Consider the following 16,717-nt stretch of genomic DNA (forward strand, 5'->3'; position numbering starts at 1 on the left):
AACAAAAGGCTTGCCGGGGCAAGCCTTTGGGGGATGGGGTCACGCCTGTTGCCGGTGCTGCTTTTCCAGCTTCTTGCGGATGCGGTCGCGCTTGAGGTTGGACAGGTAGTCGACGAACAGCTTGCCGTTCAGGTGATCGCACTCGTGCTGGATGCACACCGCGAGCAGGCCCTCGGCCTCTTCCTCGAACGGGTTGCCGTCGCGATCCTGGGCCTTGATCCGCACTTTCTGCGGACGGTCTACATTTTCGTAGAAGCCCGGCACCGACAGGCAGCCTTCCTGGTACTGGTCCATTTCCTCGGTGAGGAATTCGAACTCGGGGTTGATGTACACCCGGGGTTCGGACTTGTCCTCGGACAGGTCCATCACCACGACGCGCTTGTGCACGTTGACCTGCGTCGCCGCCAGGCCAATGCCCGGCGCCTCGTACATGGTCTCGAACATGTCGTCGATCAGCGTGCGCAGGGCATCATCGAAGACCGTGACCGGCTTGGCGATGGTCCGCAGGCGCGGATCGGGGAATTCGAGAATGTTCAGAATGGCCATATACGTTTGTGATGCACTTGTGGAATAAAGTCAAAATCGACTGCTAATATGCTGAGCAGCATCGAAAAACGCTGGAAAGCGCGGTAGGGGCGGCTTCCAGGCGTTTCATGTGTACACATAATAAAGGGATTCACCGCATGAGGAAAACACTACTCGCCCTGCTGCTGCTCGCCGCAGGCGGGGTGGCGCAGGCTGCCGTGCAGCTCAAGGAAGGCCATCCGGATCGCTATACCGTAGTGAAGGGCGACACCCTCTGGGACATCTCCGGCAAGTTCCTCAGCAAGCCGTGGAAGTGGCCGGAAATCTGGCAGGTGAATCCGCAGATCCAGAACCCGCACCTGATCTATCCGGGTGACGTGCTGAGCCTGACCTATATCGACGGCCAACCGCGCCTGGTGCTCAACCGCGGCGAGTCCCGCGGGACCATCAAGCTGTCGCCGCGCGTGCGCAGCACGCCGATCGCCGAGGCGATCCCGACCATCCCGCTGGACAAGATCAACGCCTTCCTGCTGTCCAACCGCATCGTCGACACCGACGCCGACTTCTCCAACGCCCCCTATGTGGTTGCCGGCGACCAGGAGAGCGTGATCAGCGGTGCCGGCGACCGCGCCTACGCCCGCGGCAACTCGCTGTCGGAGCAGAACAGCTACGGTATCTTCCGCCAAGCCAAGGTCTACACCGATCCGGAAACCAATGAAGTCCTGGGCATCGATGCCATGGACGTCGGCGGCGCCAACGTCACGGCGAAGGAAGGCGACATCGCCACCCTCAACCTGACCCGCACCACCCAGGAAGTGCGCCCGGGCGACCGCCTGTTCCCCACCGAGGAACGCGCGATCAACTCGACCTTCATGCCCAGCGAGCCGAGCGCGCCGATCAAGGGCACCATCATCGACGTGCCGCGCGGCGTGACCCAGATCGGCAAGTACGACGTGGTGACCATCGACAAGGGCGCCCGTGATGGCTTGGCCGAAGGCAACGTGCTGGCGATCTACAAGCTGGGTGAAACCGTACGCGATCGCGTCACCGATGAAATGGTGAAGATCCCGGACGAGCGTTCCGGCCTGCTGATGATCTTCCGCACCTACAACCGCCTGAGCTACGGCCTGGTGCTCAACGCCACCCGTTCGCTGGAAGTCAACGACCGCGTCCTCAATCCCTGATGCGTGTCTGACTCGAAGAAACCCCGCCTCGGCGGGGTTTTTTATGGGCGCGATCCGGAACGGTCTGACAGCCCGGGCGCCGGCCTGCGCGGCATAGTCCGGAGGTCATCCGCCGCCAAGGATTGCGCCATGTCCGCCGAGTCGCCCTGCCCCGTCTCCCCTGCCGAACTGGAAGCGCGGCTGCGCCTGCACGCCCTGCCCGAACTGGGGCCGCGACGTTTTCGCCGCCTGCTGGAGGCCTTCGGCTCGGCGTCCGCCGCCTTGAGTGCGCCGGCATCGGCCTGGCGCTCCCTGGGCCTGCCCGCCGCCTGTGCCGAGCCGCGCCGCGATGCCGGCATACGCGAACAGGCCGCCGCGGCGTTGCGCTGGCTGGAGGCGCCGCAGCACCACCTGCTCATGTGGGACGCGGCGATCTACCCCGCCCTGTTGGCGGAGCTGGGCGACGCCCCGCCGCTGCTGTTCGTGGCCGGCGCGCCGGAGCTACTGGAGCGGCCGCAGCTGGCCATCGTCGGCAGCCGCCGGGCCAGCAAGCCGGGGCTGGACACCGCGCGCGCCTTCGCCCGCAGCCTGGCGGGCGGCGGCTTCGTGATCACCAGCGGGTTGGCCCTGGGCATCGATGGCGCCGCCCATGAAGGGGCGCTGGAGGCCGGCGGCAAGACGGTCGCCGTGCTGGGAACGGGGCTGGAGCACCTCTATCCGCGCCGCCATCTCGGGCTGGCCGAACGCATCGTCGAGCAGGGCGGCGCGGTGATCTCCGAGCTGCCGCTGAACTGCGCGCCGCAGGCCTCGAACTTCCCCCGGCGCAACCGCATCATCAGCGGGCTGTCGCTGGGCACGCTGGTGGTGGAGGCCAGCCCTTCCAGTGGTTCGCTGATCACCGCGCGCCTGGCCGCTGAGCAGGGCCGCGAGGTCTACGCCATCCCGGGGTCGATCCATCATCCCGGCGCGCGCGGCTGCCATGAGCTGATCCGCCAGGGCGCGACGCTGGTGGAAACCGTCGAGCACATCCTCGAAGGCCTGCGGGGCTGGACCCACGGCGCGCCGGCGGTGCACCCCGCGCCTGCGCTGCCGGCGCACCCGCTGGTCGATCTGCTGTGCGCCGCCCCGCAAAGCAGCGAACAACTGGCGCTGCGCAGTGGCCTGGAGCTGCCGCAGGTACTGGTGGAGCTCACCGAACTGGAGCTGGACGGACGGGTGGCCTGCGAGTCGGGCGTCTGGGTGCATCGCGCCCCTTGAGCACGTAAACTGCCGCGCATCGCAGATCCGAGGAGTGTTCGATGTACAGCAACTGGCGTACCCAGCGCATGGCCCAGGTCGTGCGCGATGGCGGTGTGATCGCCTACCCGACCGAAGCCGTCTGGGGCCTGGGCTGCGACCCGTGGAGCGCCGACGCGGTGTACCGCCTGCTGGCGATCAAGGCGCGCCCGGTGGAAAAGGGCATGATCGTGGTGGCCGGCGACATCAGCCAGTTCGACTTCCTCCTCGACGACCTGCCCGACGCCTGGCAGGACACGCTCGCCGCCAGCTGGCCCGGCCCGAACACCTGGCTGGTGCCGCACCAGGGACGCCTGCCCGAGTGGGTGACCGGCGAGCACGATACCGTGGCCCTGCGCGTCACCGACCACCCGCTGGTGCGCGAGCTGTGCCAGTTCACCGGCCCGCTGATCTCCACCTCCGCCAACCCCGCCGGCCGTCCGCCGGCGCGCAGCCGCCTGCGGGTGGAGCAGTACTTCCGTGGCGAGTTGGATGGCGTACTCGGCGGCGCCCTCGGCGGGCGCCGCAATCCCAGCCTGATCCGCGACTTGCGTACGGGCGAGACGGTGCGCCCGTCCTGACCCCGTAGGAGCGGACTTTGTCCGCGATTGATTTCCGACGGCACCGAGCTGGCCGGTGGGACATCGCGGACAAAGTCCGCTCCTACGCTGGGGTCCAGCGCTGGGCGGTTCGCGAGCTTGCTCGCGAACGCTCTTCCCCCAGTCATGGCAGCAGAATGGTCGACCCGGTCGTGCGTCGCGCCGCCAGCTCGGTCTGCGCCTTGGCGGCATCCGCCAGGGCGAAGCGCTGGTTGATCTCCACCTTCACCTTGCCGCTGGTGATCATGCCGAACAGGTCGTCGGCCATGGCCTGCAGCCGCTCCGGCGTGCTGGCATAGCCGAACAGCGTGGGCCGGGTGACATACAGCGAGCCCTTCTGCGACAGGATGCCCAGGTTTACCCCGTCCACCGGCCCGGAAGCGTTGCCGAAGCTCACCACCAGGCCGCGCTGGGCGGTGCAGTCCAGCGATGTCAGCCAGGTGTCCTTGCCCACCGAGTCGTAGACCACCGGGCACTTCTTGCCGTCGGTGAGCGCCAGCACGCGCTCGACCACGTTCTCGTGGCTGTAGTCGATGGTTGCCCAGGCGCCGTGGGCCTTCGCCAGTTCCGCCTTGGCGGCCGAACTCACGGTGCCGATCAGGTGCGCGCCGATGGCCTTGGCCCACTGGCAGGCGATCAGCCCGACGCCGCCGGCAGCGGCGTGCCAGAGGATGGTCTGGCCCGGCTGCACGTTGTAGGTCTGGCGCAGCAGGTACTGCACGGTGAGGCCCTTGAGCATGACGGCGGCGGCCTGCTCGAAGGTGATCGCATCCGGCAGTTTCACCACGCTCGCCGCCGGCAGCACGTGCTGCTCGCTGTACGCACCCAGCGGGCCGGTTGCGTAGCCGACGCGGTCGCCGACCTTCACGTTGGTCACCGCGCTGCCCACCGCCTCCACCTCGCCGGCGCCTTCGGTACCGACCCCGGAGGGCAGGCTGGGCGCGGGGTACAGGCCGCTGCGGTAGTAGGTGTCGATGAAGTTCAGGCCGATGGCGCGGTTGCGCACCCGCACCTCGTTGGGGCCGGGCTCGGCCGGGGTGTAGTCGACGATCTCGAGCACTTCCGGGCCGCCGGTCTTGGCGAATTGAACACGCTTGGCCATGTCGCTCTCCTGATGGCGCGAGGCGTTGCCTCGCCGGGGAAAAGACTTTCATCCAAGCCGCCCGCATGACGGGCGTCAAGACCAGCTTTGCCGTTGGCGATGGTATGCTGGCGCCCGTTTTCGTACCCGAACCCCGCTCCGGCCCGCGCCACGCGTGGCTTTCCCGCTCCAAGGTGATTCTCGTGACCGATCGCATCGAGGCCGTGAAGGCCTACCTGCTCGACCTGCAAGACCGCATCTGCGCCGCACTCGAAGCCGAGGACGGCAGCGCCCGCTTCGTCGAGGACGCCTGGCAGCGGCCGGCGGGTGGCGGCGGTCGGACGCGGGTCATCGGTGACGGCGCGCTGATCGAGAAGGGCGGGGTGAACTTCTCCCACGTGTTCGGCGCCGGCCTGCCGCCCAGCGCCAGCGCGCACCGCCCGGAACTGGCCGGGCGCGGCTTCCAGGCGCTGGGCGTGTCGCTGGTGATCCACCCGACCAACCCCCACGTGCCCACCTCCCACGCCAACGTGCGCTTCTTCATCGCCGAGAAGGAAGGCGAGGAAGCGGTCTGGTGGTTCGGCGGCGGCTTCGACCTGACGCCCTACTACGCCCATGAGGAAGACTGCGTGCTCTGGCACCAGGTCGCCCGCGACGCCTGTGCCCCCTTCGGCGAGGACGTCTACCCGCGCTACAAGCAATGGTGCGACCGCTACTTCCACATCAAGCACCGCAACGAACCGCGCGGTGTCGGCGGCCTGTTCTTCGACGACCTGAACCAGTGGGATTTCGACACCAGCTTCGCCTTCCTGCGCGCCATCGGCGATGCCTACCTCTCCGCCTACCTGCCCATCGTGCGCAAGCGCAAGGACACCCCCTACACGGAGCAGCAGCGCGAGTTCCAGGCCTTCCGCCGGGGCCGCTACGTCGAGTTCAACCTGGTCTACGACCGCGGCACCCTGTTCGGCCTGCAGTCGGGCGGGCGCACCGAGTCGATCCTCATGTCGCTGCCGCCGCAGGTGCGCTGGGGCTACGACTGGAAACCCGAGCCGGGCAGCGAGGAAGCGCGCCTGACCGAGTACTTCCTCACCGACCGGGACTGGTTGGCGCAGGGCTGACGTTCTTTTCCCTGGGCGGTTCGCGAGCAAGCTCGCTCCTACAAGAGCTGCGTCGGCGCCGCCTGTAGGAGCGAGCTTGCTTGCGAACGCCGTCTGGCACCGAAGTGGAAAAACCGGCACTCTCTCGGCCTTTCGATCGTCACGCCCCAGGATTTCCCATGGACCGCTACTGCGTCTTCGGCAACCCCATCGGCCACAGCAAGTCGCCGCAGATCCATCGCCTGTTCGCCGAGCAGACCGGCCAGGCGCTGAGCTATGACGCGCGGCTGGCGCCGCTGGACGACTTTGCCGGAAACGCCCGCGCGTTCTTCGAGCAGGGCCTGGGCGGCAACGTCACCGTGCCGTTCAAGGAAGACGCCTACCGCCTGGCCACCGAGCTGACTGAGCGCGCGCGCCGGGCCGGCGCGGTGAATACCCTGAAGAAGCTCGACGGTGGCGGACTGCTGGGCGACAACACCGATGGCGCCGGGCTGACCCGCGACCTGACGGTGAACCACGGCGTCGCCCTGCGCGGTGCGCGCATCCTGGTGCTGGGCGCCGGTGGTGCGGTGCGCGGCATTCTCGAACCCTTCCTCGGCCAGCAGCCGGCCTGCATCGTCATCGCCAACCGCACGGCGGCCAAGGCCGAGCAGCTGGCGCAGGAATTCCAGGACCTGGGCCCGGTGAGCGGTGGTGGTTTCGACCTGCGCGCCGAGCCCTTCGACCTGATCGTCAACGGCACCTCGGCCTCCCTGGCCGGCGAGCTGCCGCCCATCGATCCTTCGCTGATCCGGCCGGGGCATACCGTCTGCTACGACATGATGTACGGCCGCGACGAGACCGCCTTCAACCACTGGGCCGCCGAGCATGGCGCGGCACGCTGTATCGACGGGCTGGGCATGCTGGTGGAGCAGGCGGCGGAAGCCTTCCTGCTGTGGCGCGGCGTACGCCCGGACTCGGCGCCGGTGCTGGACGCATTGCGGCGGCAGCTCAAGGGCTGACGGAAAGTCCTGTAGGAGCGAGCTTGCTCGCGAACCGCTTGGCACCGAAGTCGCCGGGAAATCCGTTCGCGAGCAAGCTCGCTCCTACAGGTTAGGGGTTCACACCGTAGGAGCGGACCTTGTCCGCGAAATCCCGACCGGCGCGTCCGGAACGACCCGGCGTAAGGCGGACCCCTTCGCGGACAAGGTCCGCTCCTACAACGGCAATTACCGGTCACCGTGGAGCGGGGCGAGGACCTGGGCTTTATTCCTCCACCACCAACACCCCACCCTCCCCCATCTGCCTCTCCAACTCCGCGCGCACCCGTGGCCGGGCGTTGCGCAGCACCAGGCGGCGGCCCTCGCTGGCGAGGCGGCGGGCTTCCTGCTGGAGCATCTGCGCGCCGGCAAAATCGATGAAATTCACGTGGTGGGCGTCCAGCACCAGGCGTTCGCCCTGGCTGCGCTGCATCAGCTTCTGAAGGTAATCGCAGGCGCCGAAGAAGATCGAGCCCTCGATGCGCAGCACCTCCTCGTCTTCCCTCTGCCAGTGCTGCACGCGCGGCTGCGAGGTGCGCTTGAGGTAGAAGAACAGCGAGGCCAGCACGCCCGCGTAGATGGCGTTCTGCAGCGGCAACAGCAGGGTGGCGGCGAGGGTCAGCAGCATGACCAGGGACTCCGCGCGGCTGCCTGTCCACAGCGCGCGCAGGGCCGGGCGGTCGATCAGGTTCCAGCAGATCAGCAGGATGCCGGCGGCCATGGCCGGCAACGGGATATGAGCGATCAGATCGGCACCGGCCACCGCCAGCAACGCGACCCACAGCGCTGAGAACACCCCGGCCAGCGGCGTGCGTGCGCCGGCCTCCTGGTTCAGTCCGGAGCGGGTGAACGAGCCGGCGGACAGCGTGCCGGACAGCCACGGCCCAAGCAGGTTCGACAAGCCCTGGGCGCGTACCTCCTGGTTGGCATCCAGCGGCTGGTGCGAGCGCGCGGCGAGGGCGCGGGCGATGGACAGGCTGGTGACCAGCCCGAGCATGCCGCAGGCGACGGCCGAGGGCAGCAACTGGGCGATAGCCGACAGATCGAACGACAGCGGGCTGAACGGCGGCAGCGCACTGCGGAAGGCGGCGACCGTGGCGACACCGGCGAAGGTGGCCGGCAGCGCCCAGACCAGCGCGCTGGCGCCGAGCAGCCCGACGAGCAACGCCGGGCCGCCGCGCCACAGGCGCTTCACGATCAGGCTCAGCGCCAGGCTGAACAGCCCCACCAGCAGGGATGGCCCATGGAACTGTGGCAAGGTCCCCCAGAGCGCCGCGGCGCTGGTCAGCGCCGTGCCCTGCCCGCTCGCGGCGATGCCGAGCAGGTAGGGCAATTGACCGATCGCGATCACCAGCGCGGCGCCGCAGGTGAAGCCCAGCAGCACCGAGTGCGAAACGAAGTTCACCAGCACGCCGAATCGCAGCATGCCCAGCAGCCACTGGAACAGCCCGGCGAGAAAGGTCAGCAGCAGCGCGTACTGAATGAACGGCGCGCTGCCGGGCGGCGCCAGCGGGGCGATGGTGGTGAACAGCACCACCGAGATCGCCGCCGTCGGGCCGCCGACCATATGCCTGGACGAGCCCCACAGGCAGGCGATCATGACCGGCAGCATCGCCGCGTAGAGCCCGTATTGCGCGGGGAGACCCGCGATCAGCGCGTAGGCCATCGACTGCGGCAGGGCCAGCACCGCGCCGGAGAGGCCCACGCCGAGGTCGCGGCGCAGATCGCCCCGCGTGACCTGCGGCAGCCAGGCAAGGAACGGCAGCAGGCGGATCAGGCGCTCCATCGACGGATCACAGCGTCGCCTTCACGGCGGCCAGGGCGTCGCCGCCGTCGCGGGTTTTCACGCCCTGCAGCCAGGCGTCGAGGCGCTGCGGGTTGGCCTTGATCCAGGCCTTCACGGCGTCGGCGGCCTTTACGTTCTGTTCCAGCACCTGGGCCATGATGGCGTTCTCCATCGCCAGGTCGAACGACAGGTTGGCCAGCAGCTTGCCGCTGTTGGGGCACTGCTGGGCGTAGCCGTTGCGGGTCACGGTGAACACGCTGCCGGTGCTGCCGAAGTACTTCTCGCCCCCGGTGAGGTACTTCATGTCGAGCTTCACGTTCATCGGGTGCGGCGTCCAGCCGAGGAACACCACCCAGCGCTGGCGCTTCACCGCGCGGCCGACTTCGGCGAGCATCGCCTGTTCGCTGGATTCCACCAGCTTCCAGTCACCCAGGCCGAACTCGTCGCCGCTGATCATCTTCTGGATCGACTGGTTGGCCGGCGCGCCGGAGCCGATGCCGTAGACCTTGCGGTTGAACTGCTCGGCGTGCCGGTCCAGGTCGGCGAAGGTCTTCACCCCGGCGTCCCATACGTAGGCTGGCACGGCCAGGGTGAACTCGGTGCCCTGGAGGTTCTTTGCCAGTTGGGTGACCTGCTGGCTGGCGATGAACTGATCGTAAAAGCCTTGCTGCGCCGGCATCCAGTTGCCCAGGAAGGCGTCCACCTGGCCGTCGCGCAGGCCGCCGTAGGTGATGGGCACCGACAGGGTATCGATCTTCACCTGGTAGCCCAGGCCCTCGAGGAGGACGGCGGCGATGCCGTTGGTGACGGCGATATCGGTCCAGCCCGGGTCGGCCAGCTTCACCGTACGGCAGGCTTCGTCCTCGGCGCGGGCCAGCGGGCCGCCCAGCGCGAGTGCGCCGGCCAGCAACAGCGTTGATGCGGTTCGTACAGTGGTCTTCATGCTCCCATCCCCTTCGGCTTGTGGTTGTTATTTCGGTTGCGGATAGCGGGCGCGGCGCTCCAGATCGTCGAGGTCGATGTGGTTGCGCATGTACTGCTGGCTGGCGTCGACCAGGGGCTGGTGGTCCCAGCTGCGGCGCGTGCCACGGTTCAACGCGTCGGCCACCAGTCGGCGGCGGCGCTGGCTGGCCAGCACTTGCCGGGTGATGGCCGGGATGTCCCAGCGCGCGCGGGCTTCGCCCAACAGGTCGCGGCCCAGGTTGGCGTGGGCCGGCGAATCCATGAGGTCCTGCAGCTCGCGCGGGTCGTTGGCCAGATCGAAGAGCAGGCACGGGTCCTGCTCGGAGTAGATGAACTTGAAGTCGCCTCGGCGGATCATCATCAGCGGGCTGACGGTGCCTTCGGCGGTGTATTCGCCGATCACCTCGTCATGGCCGCCGGTGCCTTGCAGGTGCGGCAGCAGCGAGCGACCGTCCAGGGGCAGGCCGGGTTCGACGGTGCCGCCGGCCAGCTCGACGAGGGTGGGCAGCAGGTCCACGGTGGACACCGACTGGCTGACGCGGTGCGCGGCGAAGCGCTGGGGCGCGTGCACCAGCAGCGGCACGCGGGCGGCCATCTCGAACCAGTGCATCTTGTACCAGAGGCCGCGCTCGCCCAGCATGTCGCCGTGGTCGCCGGAGAACACGATCAGCGTGTCTTCACTCAGGCCGCAATCCTCCAGGGTGCGCAGCAGCGCGCCGATCTGCGCATCCACATAGCTGCACGCACCGAAGTAGGCGCGGCGGGCGGCGCGGATCTTTTCCTCGGGCATCTCCTGGCCCCACAGGTCGATCACCTTGAGCAGACGCTGCGAGTGCGGGTCCTGCTCGTGCTGGGCGATCTGCACCATGGGCAGCGGGATGTCCTCGTCGCGGTACAGGTCCCAGTACTCGCGGGGGATGGTGTAGGGGTCGTGCGGGTGGGTCATGGACACGGTGAGGCAGAACGGCTGCTCGGGGTGTTCGCGCACATGGTCGTAGAGGTATTGGCGCGCCTTGAACACCACCTCCTCGTCGAAGTCGAGTTGGTTGGTGCGCACGCAGGGGCCGGCCTGCAGCACCGAGGACATGTTGTGGTACCAGCTCGGGCGGACGTCCGGCGCGTCCCAGTTCACCGCCCAGCCGTAGTCGGCGGGGTAGATGTCGCTGGTCAGGCGTTCCTCATAGCCGTGTAGCTGGTCCGGGCCGCAGAAGTGCATCTTGCCCGACAGCGCGGTGCGGTAGCCCAGGCGGCGCAGGTAGTGCGCGTAGGTGGGGATGTCGGCGGCAAAGTCCGCGGCGTTGTCCCAGGCGCCAATCTTCGTCGGCAGCTGGCCGCTGACCAGGGTGAAGCGCGAGGGCGCGCAGAGCGGGCTGTTGCAGTAGGCCGAGTCGAACACCACGCCTTCGCCGGCAAGGCGTCCGAGGTGGGGCAGCTTGATCGGCGACTGCTCGTCGTAGAAGGGCAGGAGCGGCGCGGCCATCTGGTCGGCCATGATGAAGAGGATGTTCGGGCGCTGGCGCTTCATGGCGGTGGGCTTATCCTGTTGGCGCTGTTATGGGATGCTGTACGGCATGAGTCTGTGGGCTGCTGGATACGGGGTGAAGTGCATGGCGCAGCATGCTTCGGATAACAGTGGCTTATGTGAGAACGCGCCGTGAGCGTGCCGCTGGAACTGTTGCGCGTGTTCGAGTCCGCCGCCCGGCTGCTCAGCTTCACCGCCGCCGCCGGCGAGCTGGGCACCACCCAGCCGGCGGTCAGCCAGCAGATCAAGCGCCTGGAGAAGCTCCTCGCCGTGCGCCTGTTCGACCGCATCCACCGCGGCATCGCCCTCACCGAGAGCGGACAGGTGCTGCAGCAGCACGTCCAGACGGGGCTGGAGAGCATCGACGCGGGCATCGCCGCGGTCACCGCGAAGCATCCCCATGAGGTCCTGCAGGTCGCCACCGATTTCGCCTTCGCCGCGTACTGGTTGATGCCGCGCCTGCCGCGCTTTCGCCAGGCGCACCCGGAGCTGGACGTCGGCCTGATCAGCAGCGACCGCAGCCCGATTGCCCTGCGCAGCGATATCGACGTCGCCATCGCCTTCGGCGACGGACGCTTCAAGCATGGCGAGGCGCTGCGCCTGTTCAGCGAGGAGGTCTTCCCGGTGTGCAGCCCACGCCTGCTGGAAGGCCGCGAGCTGCCGCTGTCGCCCCAGGCGCTCACCGAGCTGCCGTTGCTGCACCTGAAACCCGAGGCGTCCAGCCGCTGGTTCGACTGGAGCGGCGTCTACCGCGCGCTGGGTATCAATGGCGCGCCGGCGCCCGCGGGGCTGCGCTTGGACAACTACACCCTGCTGGTGCAGGCGGCCATCGCCGGGCAGGGCGTGGCCATCGGCTGGCGGCACCTGGTCGACGAATTGCTGGATCAGGGGTTACTGTGCCGACCCATCGCCGGATCGCTGGAGTCGCGTTTCGGCTATTACGCCGTGCTGCCCGAGCGCAAACGGCGCATGCGCCTGGTCCAGCGGTTCGTCGACTGGTTGCAGGCGGAACTGGAGCAGGACCCATGAGCGAGATTCAGGACTTCCACGCGCACGTCTATTTCGATGCGAGCACGATCGAGCGAGCCCGAGCCCTGTGCGAGGAGGCGGCGCGCCGCTTTGGCGCGAAGATGGGCCGCGTCCACGAACGGCCGGTCGGCCCGCACCCGGACTGGAGCTGCCAGCTGGCCTTCGACAACGCCACCTTCGCCGCCCTGGTGCCCTGGCTGGCGCTCAACCGCGACGGCCTGGTGATCTTCGTCCACCCCAACACCGGCAACGACCTGCGCGACCATCGCGACTACGCCCTGTGGATGGGAGACGTGCGGCCGCTGGACCTCTCGCAGTTCACGAGCTGACACTTTTTTGCATTCGATAATAATTCTCGATTCGTTGTATGCTGCCCACCCTTCGCATCGGCCTGACAGACGTTGGCCGGTTATCCAAGGTATTTCGGCCATCATGCGGCGCTTCGCCTCCTCCTCCCTGCTGCAGAGCTTCCAGGCGCATTACGCGGACCTGATGCGCTTTCTCGCCCGCAGGCTGGGCGACCAGCAGCGCGCCGCCGACGTGGCCCAGGACACCTGGCTGCGTCTCGCCGACCACCCCGCCGAAGCCGAGGTGCAGGATCCACGCGCCTACCTGTTCCGCGTCGCCGGCAACATCGCCATCGATAACCTGCGCCGCGAGGGTCGGCTGGCGGAGCTGCACGTGGACGAAACTGCCGCCAACGACCTCAGCGACCCGGCGGCCGGGCTGGAGCACCGCCTCCTCGCCCATGAGGCGCTGGAACACCTGGACGCTGCCCTCGACCAGTTGCCGATGAACGCCCGCGAGGCGCTGCTGATGAACCGTCTCGACGGCCTCACCCACGCACAGATCGCCCGGCGCCTGGGAGTGTCCGAGAGCATGGTGGGCAAGTACATCGTCCAGGCCATGCGCCATTGCCGCGACTGGGCGCAGCGCCAGGAGGGCGCGCCATGAGCCGGGTGCAATCGCGCCTGGCCGACGAGGCCATCGAGCGCCTGGCACAGTTGCATTCGGGGCGTGCCGGGGCTGCCGAGCGCCTGGATTTCCTGCGCTGGCGCGGGCAGAGCGCGGACCACGAACAGGCCGCCCGCGAGGCCGAGGCCCTGTGGGGCGCCTTGCCGGAAACCCGCCACGCCCAGCGCTATCGTCAACGCGCGCGGCGTCCTCGCCGTGTACTGGCCATGGCGGCCGCTGCGTGTGTGGCGGCCATCGCGCTGACCGTATCCCTGCCCCAGCCGCTGGCCGGGCTGTACGCCGATTACGCCACCGCGACCGGCGAGCGACGGATGCTGGAGCTGCCCGATGGCAGCCGCGTCTGGCTGAACAGCGGCAGCGCGCTGTCGGTGGACTTCAGCCCGCAGCAGCGGCGCTTGCGCCTGCAGGGTGGCGAGGCGTTGTTCGAGGTGGCCAAGGATGCCGCGCGGCCCTTCATCGTCGAGGCGAAAGGCGGCGAAGTGCGCGCCGTGGGCACGCGCTTCGATGTGGACAGCCGTGGGCCGCAGGTACGCGTGGACGTGAGCGAAGGCGTGGTGCAGGTGAACAATGCCGGCAGCGCGCCGGTGCGGCTGTCCGCGGGGGAGCGCCTGAGCTATCGCGACAGCGCAGCCCCCGATCCGGTGCAGCCGCTGGACCTGTCCAGCGCCAGCGCGTGGCAGCGTGGCAAGCTGATCTTCAACCAGCGCCCGCTGGCTGAGGTGCTCGACGAGCTGGAGCGCTACGTGCCGGGGCGCATCGTGCTCACCGACGGCGCATTGCGCCAGCACAAGGTCAGCGGCGTATTCGACCTGCAGGACCCCGGCGCGCTGCTCAAGACCCTGGAACGGTTGCAGCCGGTGAAGGTGACGCACCTGCCCTGGTTGGTGCTGATCCGCCCTGCGCCCTAAGCATGACTCTTTTCTTTTCGTAGGATGACGTAGAGCGAAGCGATACCCATCAATAGCCGTGTCCCATCAGCATGGGTATCGCTCCGCTCCACCCATCCTACGGTCCTGGAAAGCTCGGCGCCCCGTGTAGGAGCGGGCCATGCCCGCGATCGCGCGCATGGCGCGCTCCTACAGGTTGATTGCTCTGCCATGGCTGTTCGCGAGCAAGCTCGCTCCTACAGGTAGGGAAACCGCAGAGCGGGCCGTCTCGCAAGAAAATGAAAATTTTTGCAGTCGGCGCTGCAAGGTTTGCCTGGCCGTTTCGTCGTAGGCAGGAACGCGAAGAATTCTCAATACGCGACCCTGCCCCCCACGAGAACGGATTTCACCCGCATGCCTTACCGTCCTTCCCCGCTGCACCGTGCGCTGTTGCTGGCCTCCCTGCTCGGCACCGCCGCTCCCCTGGCCCACGCGGCCGGCTCCGCCGCTGTCGAGCTGCACATCGCCCCGCGTAGCCTGGACAGCGCGCTGACCCAGTTCGCCGACCAGGCCGGGCTGCACCTGCTGTTCAACTCCGAGGACATCCAGGGCCTGCAGAGCGAAGGGCTGGACGGCACCTACACCACCGAGGAAGCGCTCAACCAGTTGCTCTCCGGCAGCGGCGTGAGCTGGCGCTTCACCGACGAGCGCACCGTGCTGCTCAAGCGCGAGCAGGACGATTCCGCCGCCCTCAGCCTGGCGCCGATGCAGATCAGCGTCGCGGCGCGCACGCCCACCGAGATCAGCTCGATTCCCGGCACCGTCTGGGTGGTCGAGCAGACCCAGCTGCGCGAACAGCTGGACACCGGCGTCAGCCTCAAGGAGGCCGTGGGCAAGCTGGTCCCCGGCCTCGATCTGGCACCCGAAGGCCGCACCAACTATGGCCAGAACATGCGCGGGCGCAATGTGCTGGTGATGATCGACGGCGTCAGCCAGAACAGCTCGCGGGGCCTGTCGCGCCAGTTCGACAGCATCTCGCCGTTCAACGTCGATCGCATCGAAGTGCTCTCCGGCGCCAGCGCCATCTACGGCGGCGGCGCCACGGGCGGGATCATCAACATCATCACCAAGAAGGGCGCGGCCGGCGACACCCGTTTCGAGACGCAGTTGGGCGCCAGCAGCGGCTTCAACAACAGCGACGACCTGTCGACCCGCGCTGCGCAGTCCATCAGCGGCGGCAACGACCGCGTGGTCGGCCGCCTGGGCGTCTCGGCGGAGAAGAACGAGGCCTTCTACGACGGCGCCGGCAACCAGATCTTCATCGACAACACCCAGACCGACCTGCAGTACAACCGCACCGTCGACGTGATGGGCAACCTCACCGCCCAGTTCACCGACGAGCAGAGCCTCGACCTGCTGGCGCAGTACTACGACTCGGGCAACGACGGCAGCACCGGCATCTACTTTCCCAACCTGAAGTACCAGGCGCCGTCGGACCTGGAAGACGCGCAGATCCGCAGCGGCATGGACACCGACCTCGAGCCGCGCACCCGCCGCGTGCTGCTCAACGCCAACTACCACCACAGCAACCTGCTGGAGCAGGACTTCTACCTGCAGGCGTACTACCGCAAGGAAGACGACAACTTCTATCCCTTCCCCTACTACAACACCGGCAAGCCCACCGGCTCGAAGGGCGTGTACTTCGCGGCCTCGCAGCAGAACTTCGAGGTCAGCGGCCTGAAGGGCCTGTTCAGCAAGCAGTGGGATTCGCTCAAGTTCACCTACGGCGTGGACTTCGACCATGAGCGCTTCAACGCCGAGCAGAAGGTCTTCGACCAGCGCCTGTCTTCCGAGAGCGGCGGCCTGGACCTGGAGACCGCCAGCAGCGCGCCGCGCTACCCCAGCTACACCGTCGACGGCCTGTCGGTGTATGGCCAGCTGGACTGGAAGGTCACCGACCACCTGACCCTCTCCGGCGGCGCGCGCCACCAGAAGATGGACGTCGAGGTGGACGACTTCAAAGGCGTGCCCGGCGGCAGCAACGACTACCAGGTCAACCTGTTCAACCTCGGCGCGATCTACGACTTCAAGAACGGCCACCAGGTCTGGACCAACTACAGCGAAGGCTTCGACCTGCCCGACCCGGCCAAGTACTACGGCAAGGCCGGCCTGTCGGTGGACGACAACCCGCTGGCCGGCATCAAGAGCCGCCAGGTCGAGACCGGCTGGCGCTACAGCGACCTGCAGTGGCAGACCCAGGCGGCGGTCTACTACATCTGGTCGGACAAGATCATCACCACCGACCAGGCGACCCTGACCATCGACGTGCAGGACCAGAAGAGCCGCGATTTCGGCTTCGAGGGCGCGGTCACCCGCTACTTCGAGAACGGCTGGCAGGGCGGCACCACGCTGCACCTGGTGCGCTCGGAAGAGGAGGACGCCGATGGCGACTGGATCAAGCGCGATGCCCGCTATGCATCGCTGTCCAAGTCCACCGCATTCGTCGGCTGGGGCGATGGCGAACGCAGTGCCCGCCTGCAGGCCCAGCACGCCTTCAACCTGAAGGACGACGCGGACCACGAGATCGACGGCTACACCACCTTCGACCTGATGGGTGAGCAGAAGACCGGTTTCGGCACTTTCAGCGCCGGTATCCAGAACCTGCTGGACAAGCAGTACAGCACCGTCTGGGGGCAGCGCGCCGCGCTGTTCTATTCGCCCACCTATGGGCCGGCCTATCTCTACGACTACCAGGGCCGCGGTCGCACCTTCACCCTGGGCTGGAGCCTGGAATACTGAACGCGCGAAGGCGCAGGT

At 67.8% G+C, this 16,717-nt stretch carries 15 protein-coding genes; 10 read left to right on the forward strand and 5 right to left on the reverse strand.

What is annotated here, in order from left to right; genetic code table 11:
- Positions 1 to 39: 39 nt before the first annotated feature.
- Positions 40 to 546, reverse strand: a complete 507-nt coding sequence (gene def, locus N0B71_RS08500; protein WP_259758317.1) for a peptide deformylase — start codon at positions 544 to 546, stop codon at positions 40 to 42.
- A 137-nt stretch (positions 547 to 683) separates the two neighbouring features.
- Between def and N0B71_RS08505 the strand changes: the two genes are divergently transcribed.
- The 3 genes from N0B71_RS08505 (at position 684) to N0B71_RS08515 (ending at position 3,544) form a co-directional block, all read left to right on the forward strand.
- Positions 684 to 1,709: a LysM peptidoglycan-binding domain-containing protein gene (locus N0B71_RS08505; RefSeq protein WP_259758318.1), complete on the forward strand. Its 1,026-nt coding sequence runs from the start codon at positions 684 to 686 to the stop codon at positions 1,707 to 1,709.
- A gap of 129 nt (positions 1,710 to 1,838) precedes the next feature.
- Positions 1,839 to 2,945 carry a DNA-processing protein DprA gene (gene dprA / locus N0B71_RS08510; RefSeq protein ID WP_259758319.1) on the forward strand — a complete coding sequence of 369 codons (1,107 nt, stop codon included), beginning with the start codon at positions 1,839 to 1,841 and terminating at the stop codon, positions 2,943 to 2,945.
- Positions 2,946 to 2,986: 41 nt separating this feature from the next.
- On the forward strand, positions 2,987 to 3,544 hold the full coding sequence (locus N0B71_RS08515) for an L-threonylcarbamoyladenylate synthase (RefSeq protein ID WP_259758320.1): 558 nt from the start codon (positions 2,987 to 2,989) through the stop codon (positions 3,542 to 3,544).
- A 142-nt stretch (positions 3,545 to 3,686) separates the two neighbouring features.
- On the opposite strand, the gene N0B71_RS08520 is transcribed toward N0B71_RS08515, so the two are convergent.
- The gene (locus N0B71_RS08520; RefSeq protein WP_259758321.1) at positions 3,687 to 4,664 is read right to left on the reverse strand and encodes an NADPH:quinone reductase; all 978 of its coding nucleotides are present in this window, start codon (positions 4,662 to 4,664) and stop codon (positions 3,687 to 3,689) included.
- A 182-nt stretch (positions 4,665 to 4,846) separates the two neighbouring features.
- Here N0B71_RS08520 and hemF point away from each other — a divergent pair, with 182 nt between their 5' ends.
- Together hemF and aroE are read left to right on the forward strand one after the other, a co-directional pair.
- Positions 4,847 to 5,761 carry an oxygen-dependent coproporphyrinogen oxidase gene (gene hemF / locus N0B71_RS08525; protein WP_259758323.1) on the forward strand — a complete coding sequence of 305 codons (915 nt, stop codon included), beginning with the start codon at positions 4,847 to 4,849 and terminating at the stop codon, positions 5,759 to 5,761.
- A 158-nt stretch (positions 5,762 to 5,919) separates the two neighbouring features.
- Positions 5,920 to 6,741, forward strand: a complete 822-nt coding sequence (gene aroE, locus N0B71_RS08530) for a shikimate dehydrogenase (protein ID WP_259758324.1) — start codon at positions 5,920 to 5,922, stop codon at positions 6,739 to 6,741.
- A gap of 244 nt (positions 6,742 to 6,985) precedes the next feature.
- On the opposite strand, the gene N0B71_RS08535 is transcribed toward aroE, so the two are convergent.
- Genes N0B71_RS08535 through betC form a run of 3 tightly spaced genes read right to left on the reverse strand, consistent with a single transcriptional unit; the run spans position 6,986 to position 11,033 of the window.
- On the reverse strand, positions 6,986 to 8,545 hold the full coding sequence (locus tag N0B71_RS08535) for a SulP family inorganic anion transporter (RefSeq protein ID WP_259758325.1): 1,560 nt from the start codon (positions 8,543 to 8,545) through the stop codon (positions 6,986 to 6,988).
- Positions 8,546 to 8,552: 7 nt separating this feature from the next.
- Positions 8,553 to 9,488, reverse strand: coding sequence for a choline ABC transporter substrate-binding protein (locus N0B71_RS08540; protein ID WP_259758326.1), 936 nt, complete (start codon positions 9,486 to 9,488; stop codon positions 8,553 to 8,555).
- A 27-nt stretch (positions 9,489 to 9,515) separates the two neighbouring features.
- Positions 9,516 to 11,033, reverse strand: coding sequence for a choline-sulfatase (gene betC / locus N0B71_RS08545; protein ID WP_259758327.1), 1,518 nt, complete (start codon positions 11,031 to 11,033; stop codon positions 9,516 to 9,518).
- A gap of 129 nt (positions 11,034 to 11,162) precedes the next feature.
- Here betC and N0B71_RS08550 point away from each other — a divergent pair, with 129 nt between their 5' ends.
- From N0B71_RS08550 to N0B71_RS08570, 5 genes are all read left to right on the forward strand, one after another.
- The gene (locus N0B71_RS08550) at positions 11,163 to 12,059 is read left to right on the forward strand and encodes a choline sulfate utilization transcriptional regulator (protein ID WP_259758328.1); all 897 of its coding nucleotides are present in this window, start codon (positions 11,163 to 11,165) and stop codon (positions 12,057 to 12,059) included.
- A complete protein-coding gene (locus N0B71_RS08555; RefSeq protein WP_259758329.1) occupies positions 12,056 to 12,388 on the forward strand; it encodes a DOPA 4,5-dioxygenase family protein in 333 nt (110 codons plus the stop codon). The genes N0B71_RS08550 and N0B71_RS08555 overlap by 4 nt, the downstream gene beginning before the upstream one ends.
- Before the next feature lie 103 nt (positions 12,389 to 12,491).
- Positions 12,492 to 13,013 carry a sigma-70 family RNA polymerase sigma factor gene (locus N0B71_RS08560; RefSeq protein ID WP_259758330.1) on the forward strand — a complete coding sequence of 174 codons (522 nt, stop codon included), beginning with the start codon at positions 12,492 to 12,494 and terminating at the stop codon, positions 13,011 to 13,013.
- The gene (locus tag N0B71_RS08565) at positions 13,010 to 13,942 is read left to right on the forward strand and encodes a FecR family protein (RefSeq protein WP_259758332.1); all 933 of its coding nucleotides are present in this window, start codon (positions 13,010 to 13,012) and stop codon (positions 13,940 to 13,942) included. The genes N0B71_RS08560 and N0B71_RS08565 overlap by 4 nt, the downstream gene beginning before the upstream one ends.
- A 372-nt stretch (positions 13,943 to 14,314) precedes the next feature.
- Entirely contained in the window at positions 14,315 to 16,699 is a 2,385-nt protein-coding gene (locus N0B71_RS08570; protein ID WP_259758333.1) for a TonB-dependent receptor, read from the forward strand.
- Positions 16,700 to 16,717 lie beyond the last annotated feature (18 nt).

This window comes from Pseudomonas sp. GCEP-101 (genome assembly GCF_025133575.1).
Lineage (GTDB): Bacteria > Pseudomonadota > Gammaproteobacteria > Pseudomonadales > Pseudomonadaceae > Pseudomonas > Pseudomonas nitroreducens_B.

Bases quoted from the DNA above. Each gene is read 5' to 3' on its own strand.
- def (WP_259758317.1), bottom strand. From the start codon at position 546: ATGGCCATTCTGAACATTCTCGAATTCCCCGATCCGCGCCTGCGGACC.
- N0B71_RS08505 (WP_259758318.1), top strand. From the start codon at position 684: ATGAGGAAAACACTACTCGCCCTGCTGCTGCTCGCCGCAGGCGGGGTG.
- dprA (WP_259758319.1), top strand. From the start codon at position 1,839: ATGTCCGCCGAGTCGCCCTGCCCCGTCTCCCCTGCCGAACTGGAAGCG.
- N0B71_RS08515 (WP_259758320.1), top strand. From the start codon at position 2,987: ATGTACAGCAACTGGCGTACCCAGCGCATGGCCCAGGTCGTGCGCGAT.
- N0B71_RS08520 (WP_259758321.1), bottom strand. From the start codon at position 4,664: ATGGCCAAGCGTGTTCAATTCGCCAAGACCGGCGGCCCGGAAGTGCTC.
- aroE (WP_259758324.1), top strand. From the start codon at position 5,920: ATGGACCGCTACTGCGTCTTCGGCAACCCCATCGGCCACAGCAAGTCG.
- N0B71_RS08535 (WP_259758325.1), bottom strand. From the start codon at position 8,545: ATGGAGCGCCTGATCCGCCTGCTGCCGTTCCTTGCCTGGCTGCCGCAG.
- N0B71_RS08540 (WP_259758326.1), bottom strand. From the start codon at position 9,488: ATGAAGACCACTGTACGAACCGCATCAACGCTGTTGCTGGCCGGCGCA.
- betC (WP_259758327.1), bottom strand. From the start codon at position 11,033: ATGAAGCGCCAGCGCCCGAACATCCTCTTCATCATGGCCGACCAGATG.
- N0B71_RS08555 (WP_259758329.1), top strand. From the start codon at position 12,056: ATGAGCGAGATTCAGGACTTCCACGCGCACGTCTATTTCGATGCGAGC.
- N0B71_RS08560 (WP_259758330.1), top strand. From the start codon at position 12,492: ATGCGGCGCTTCGCCTCCTCCTCCCTGCTGCAGAGCTTCCAGGCGCAT.
- N0B71_RS08565 (WP_259758332.1), top strand. From the start codon at position 13,010: ATGAGCCGGGTGCAATCGCGCCTGGCCGACGAGGCCATCGAGCGCCTG.
- N0B71_RS08570 (WP_259758333.1), top strand. From the start codon at position 14,315: ATGCCTTACCGTCCTTCCCCGCTGCACCGTGCGCTGTTGCTGGCCTCC.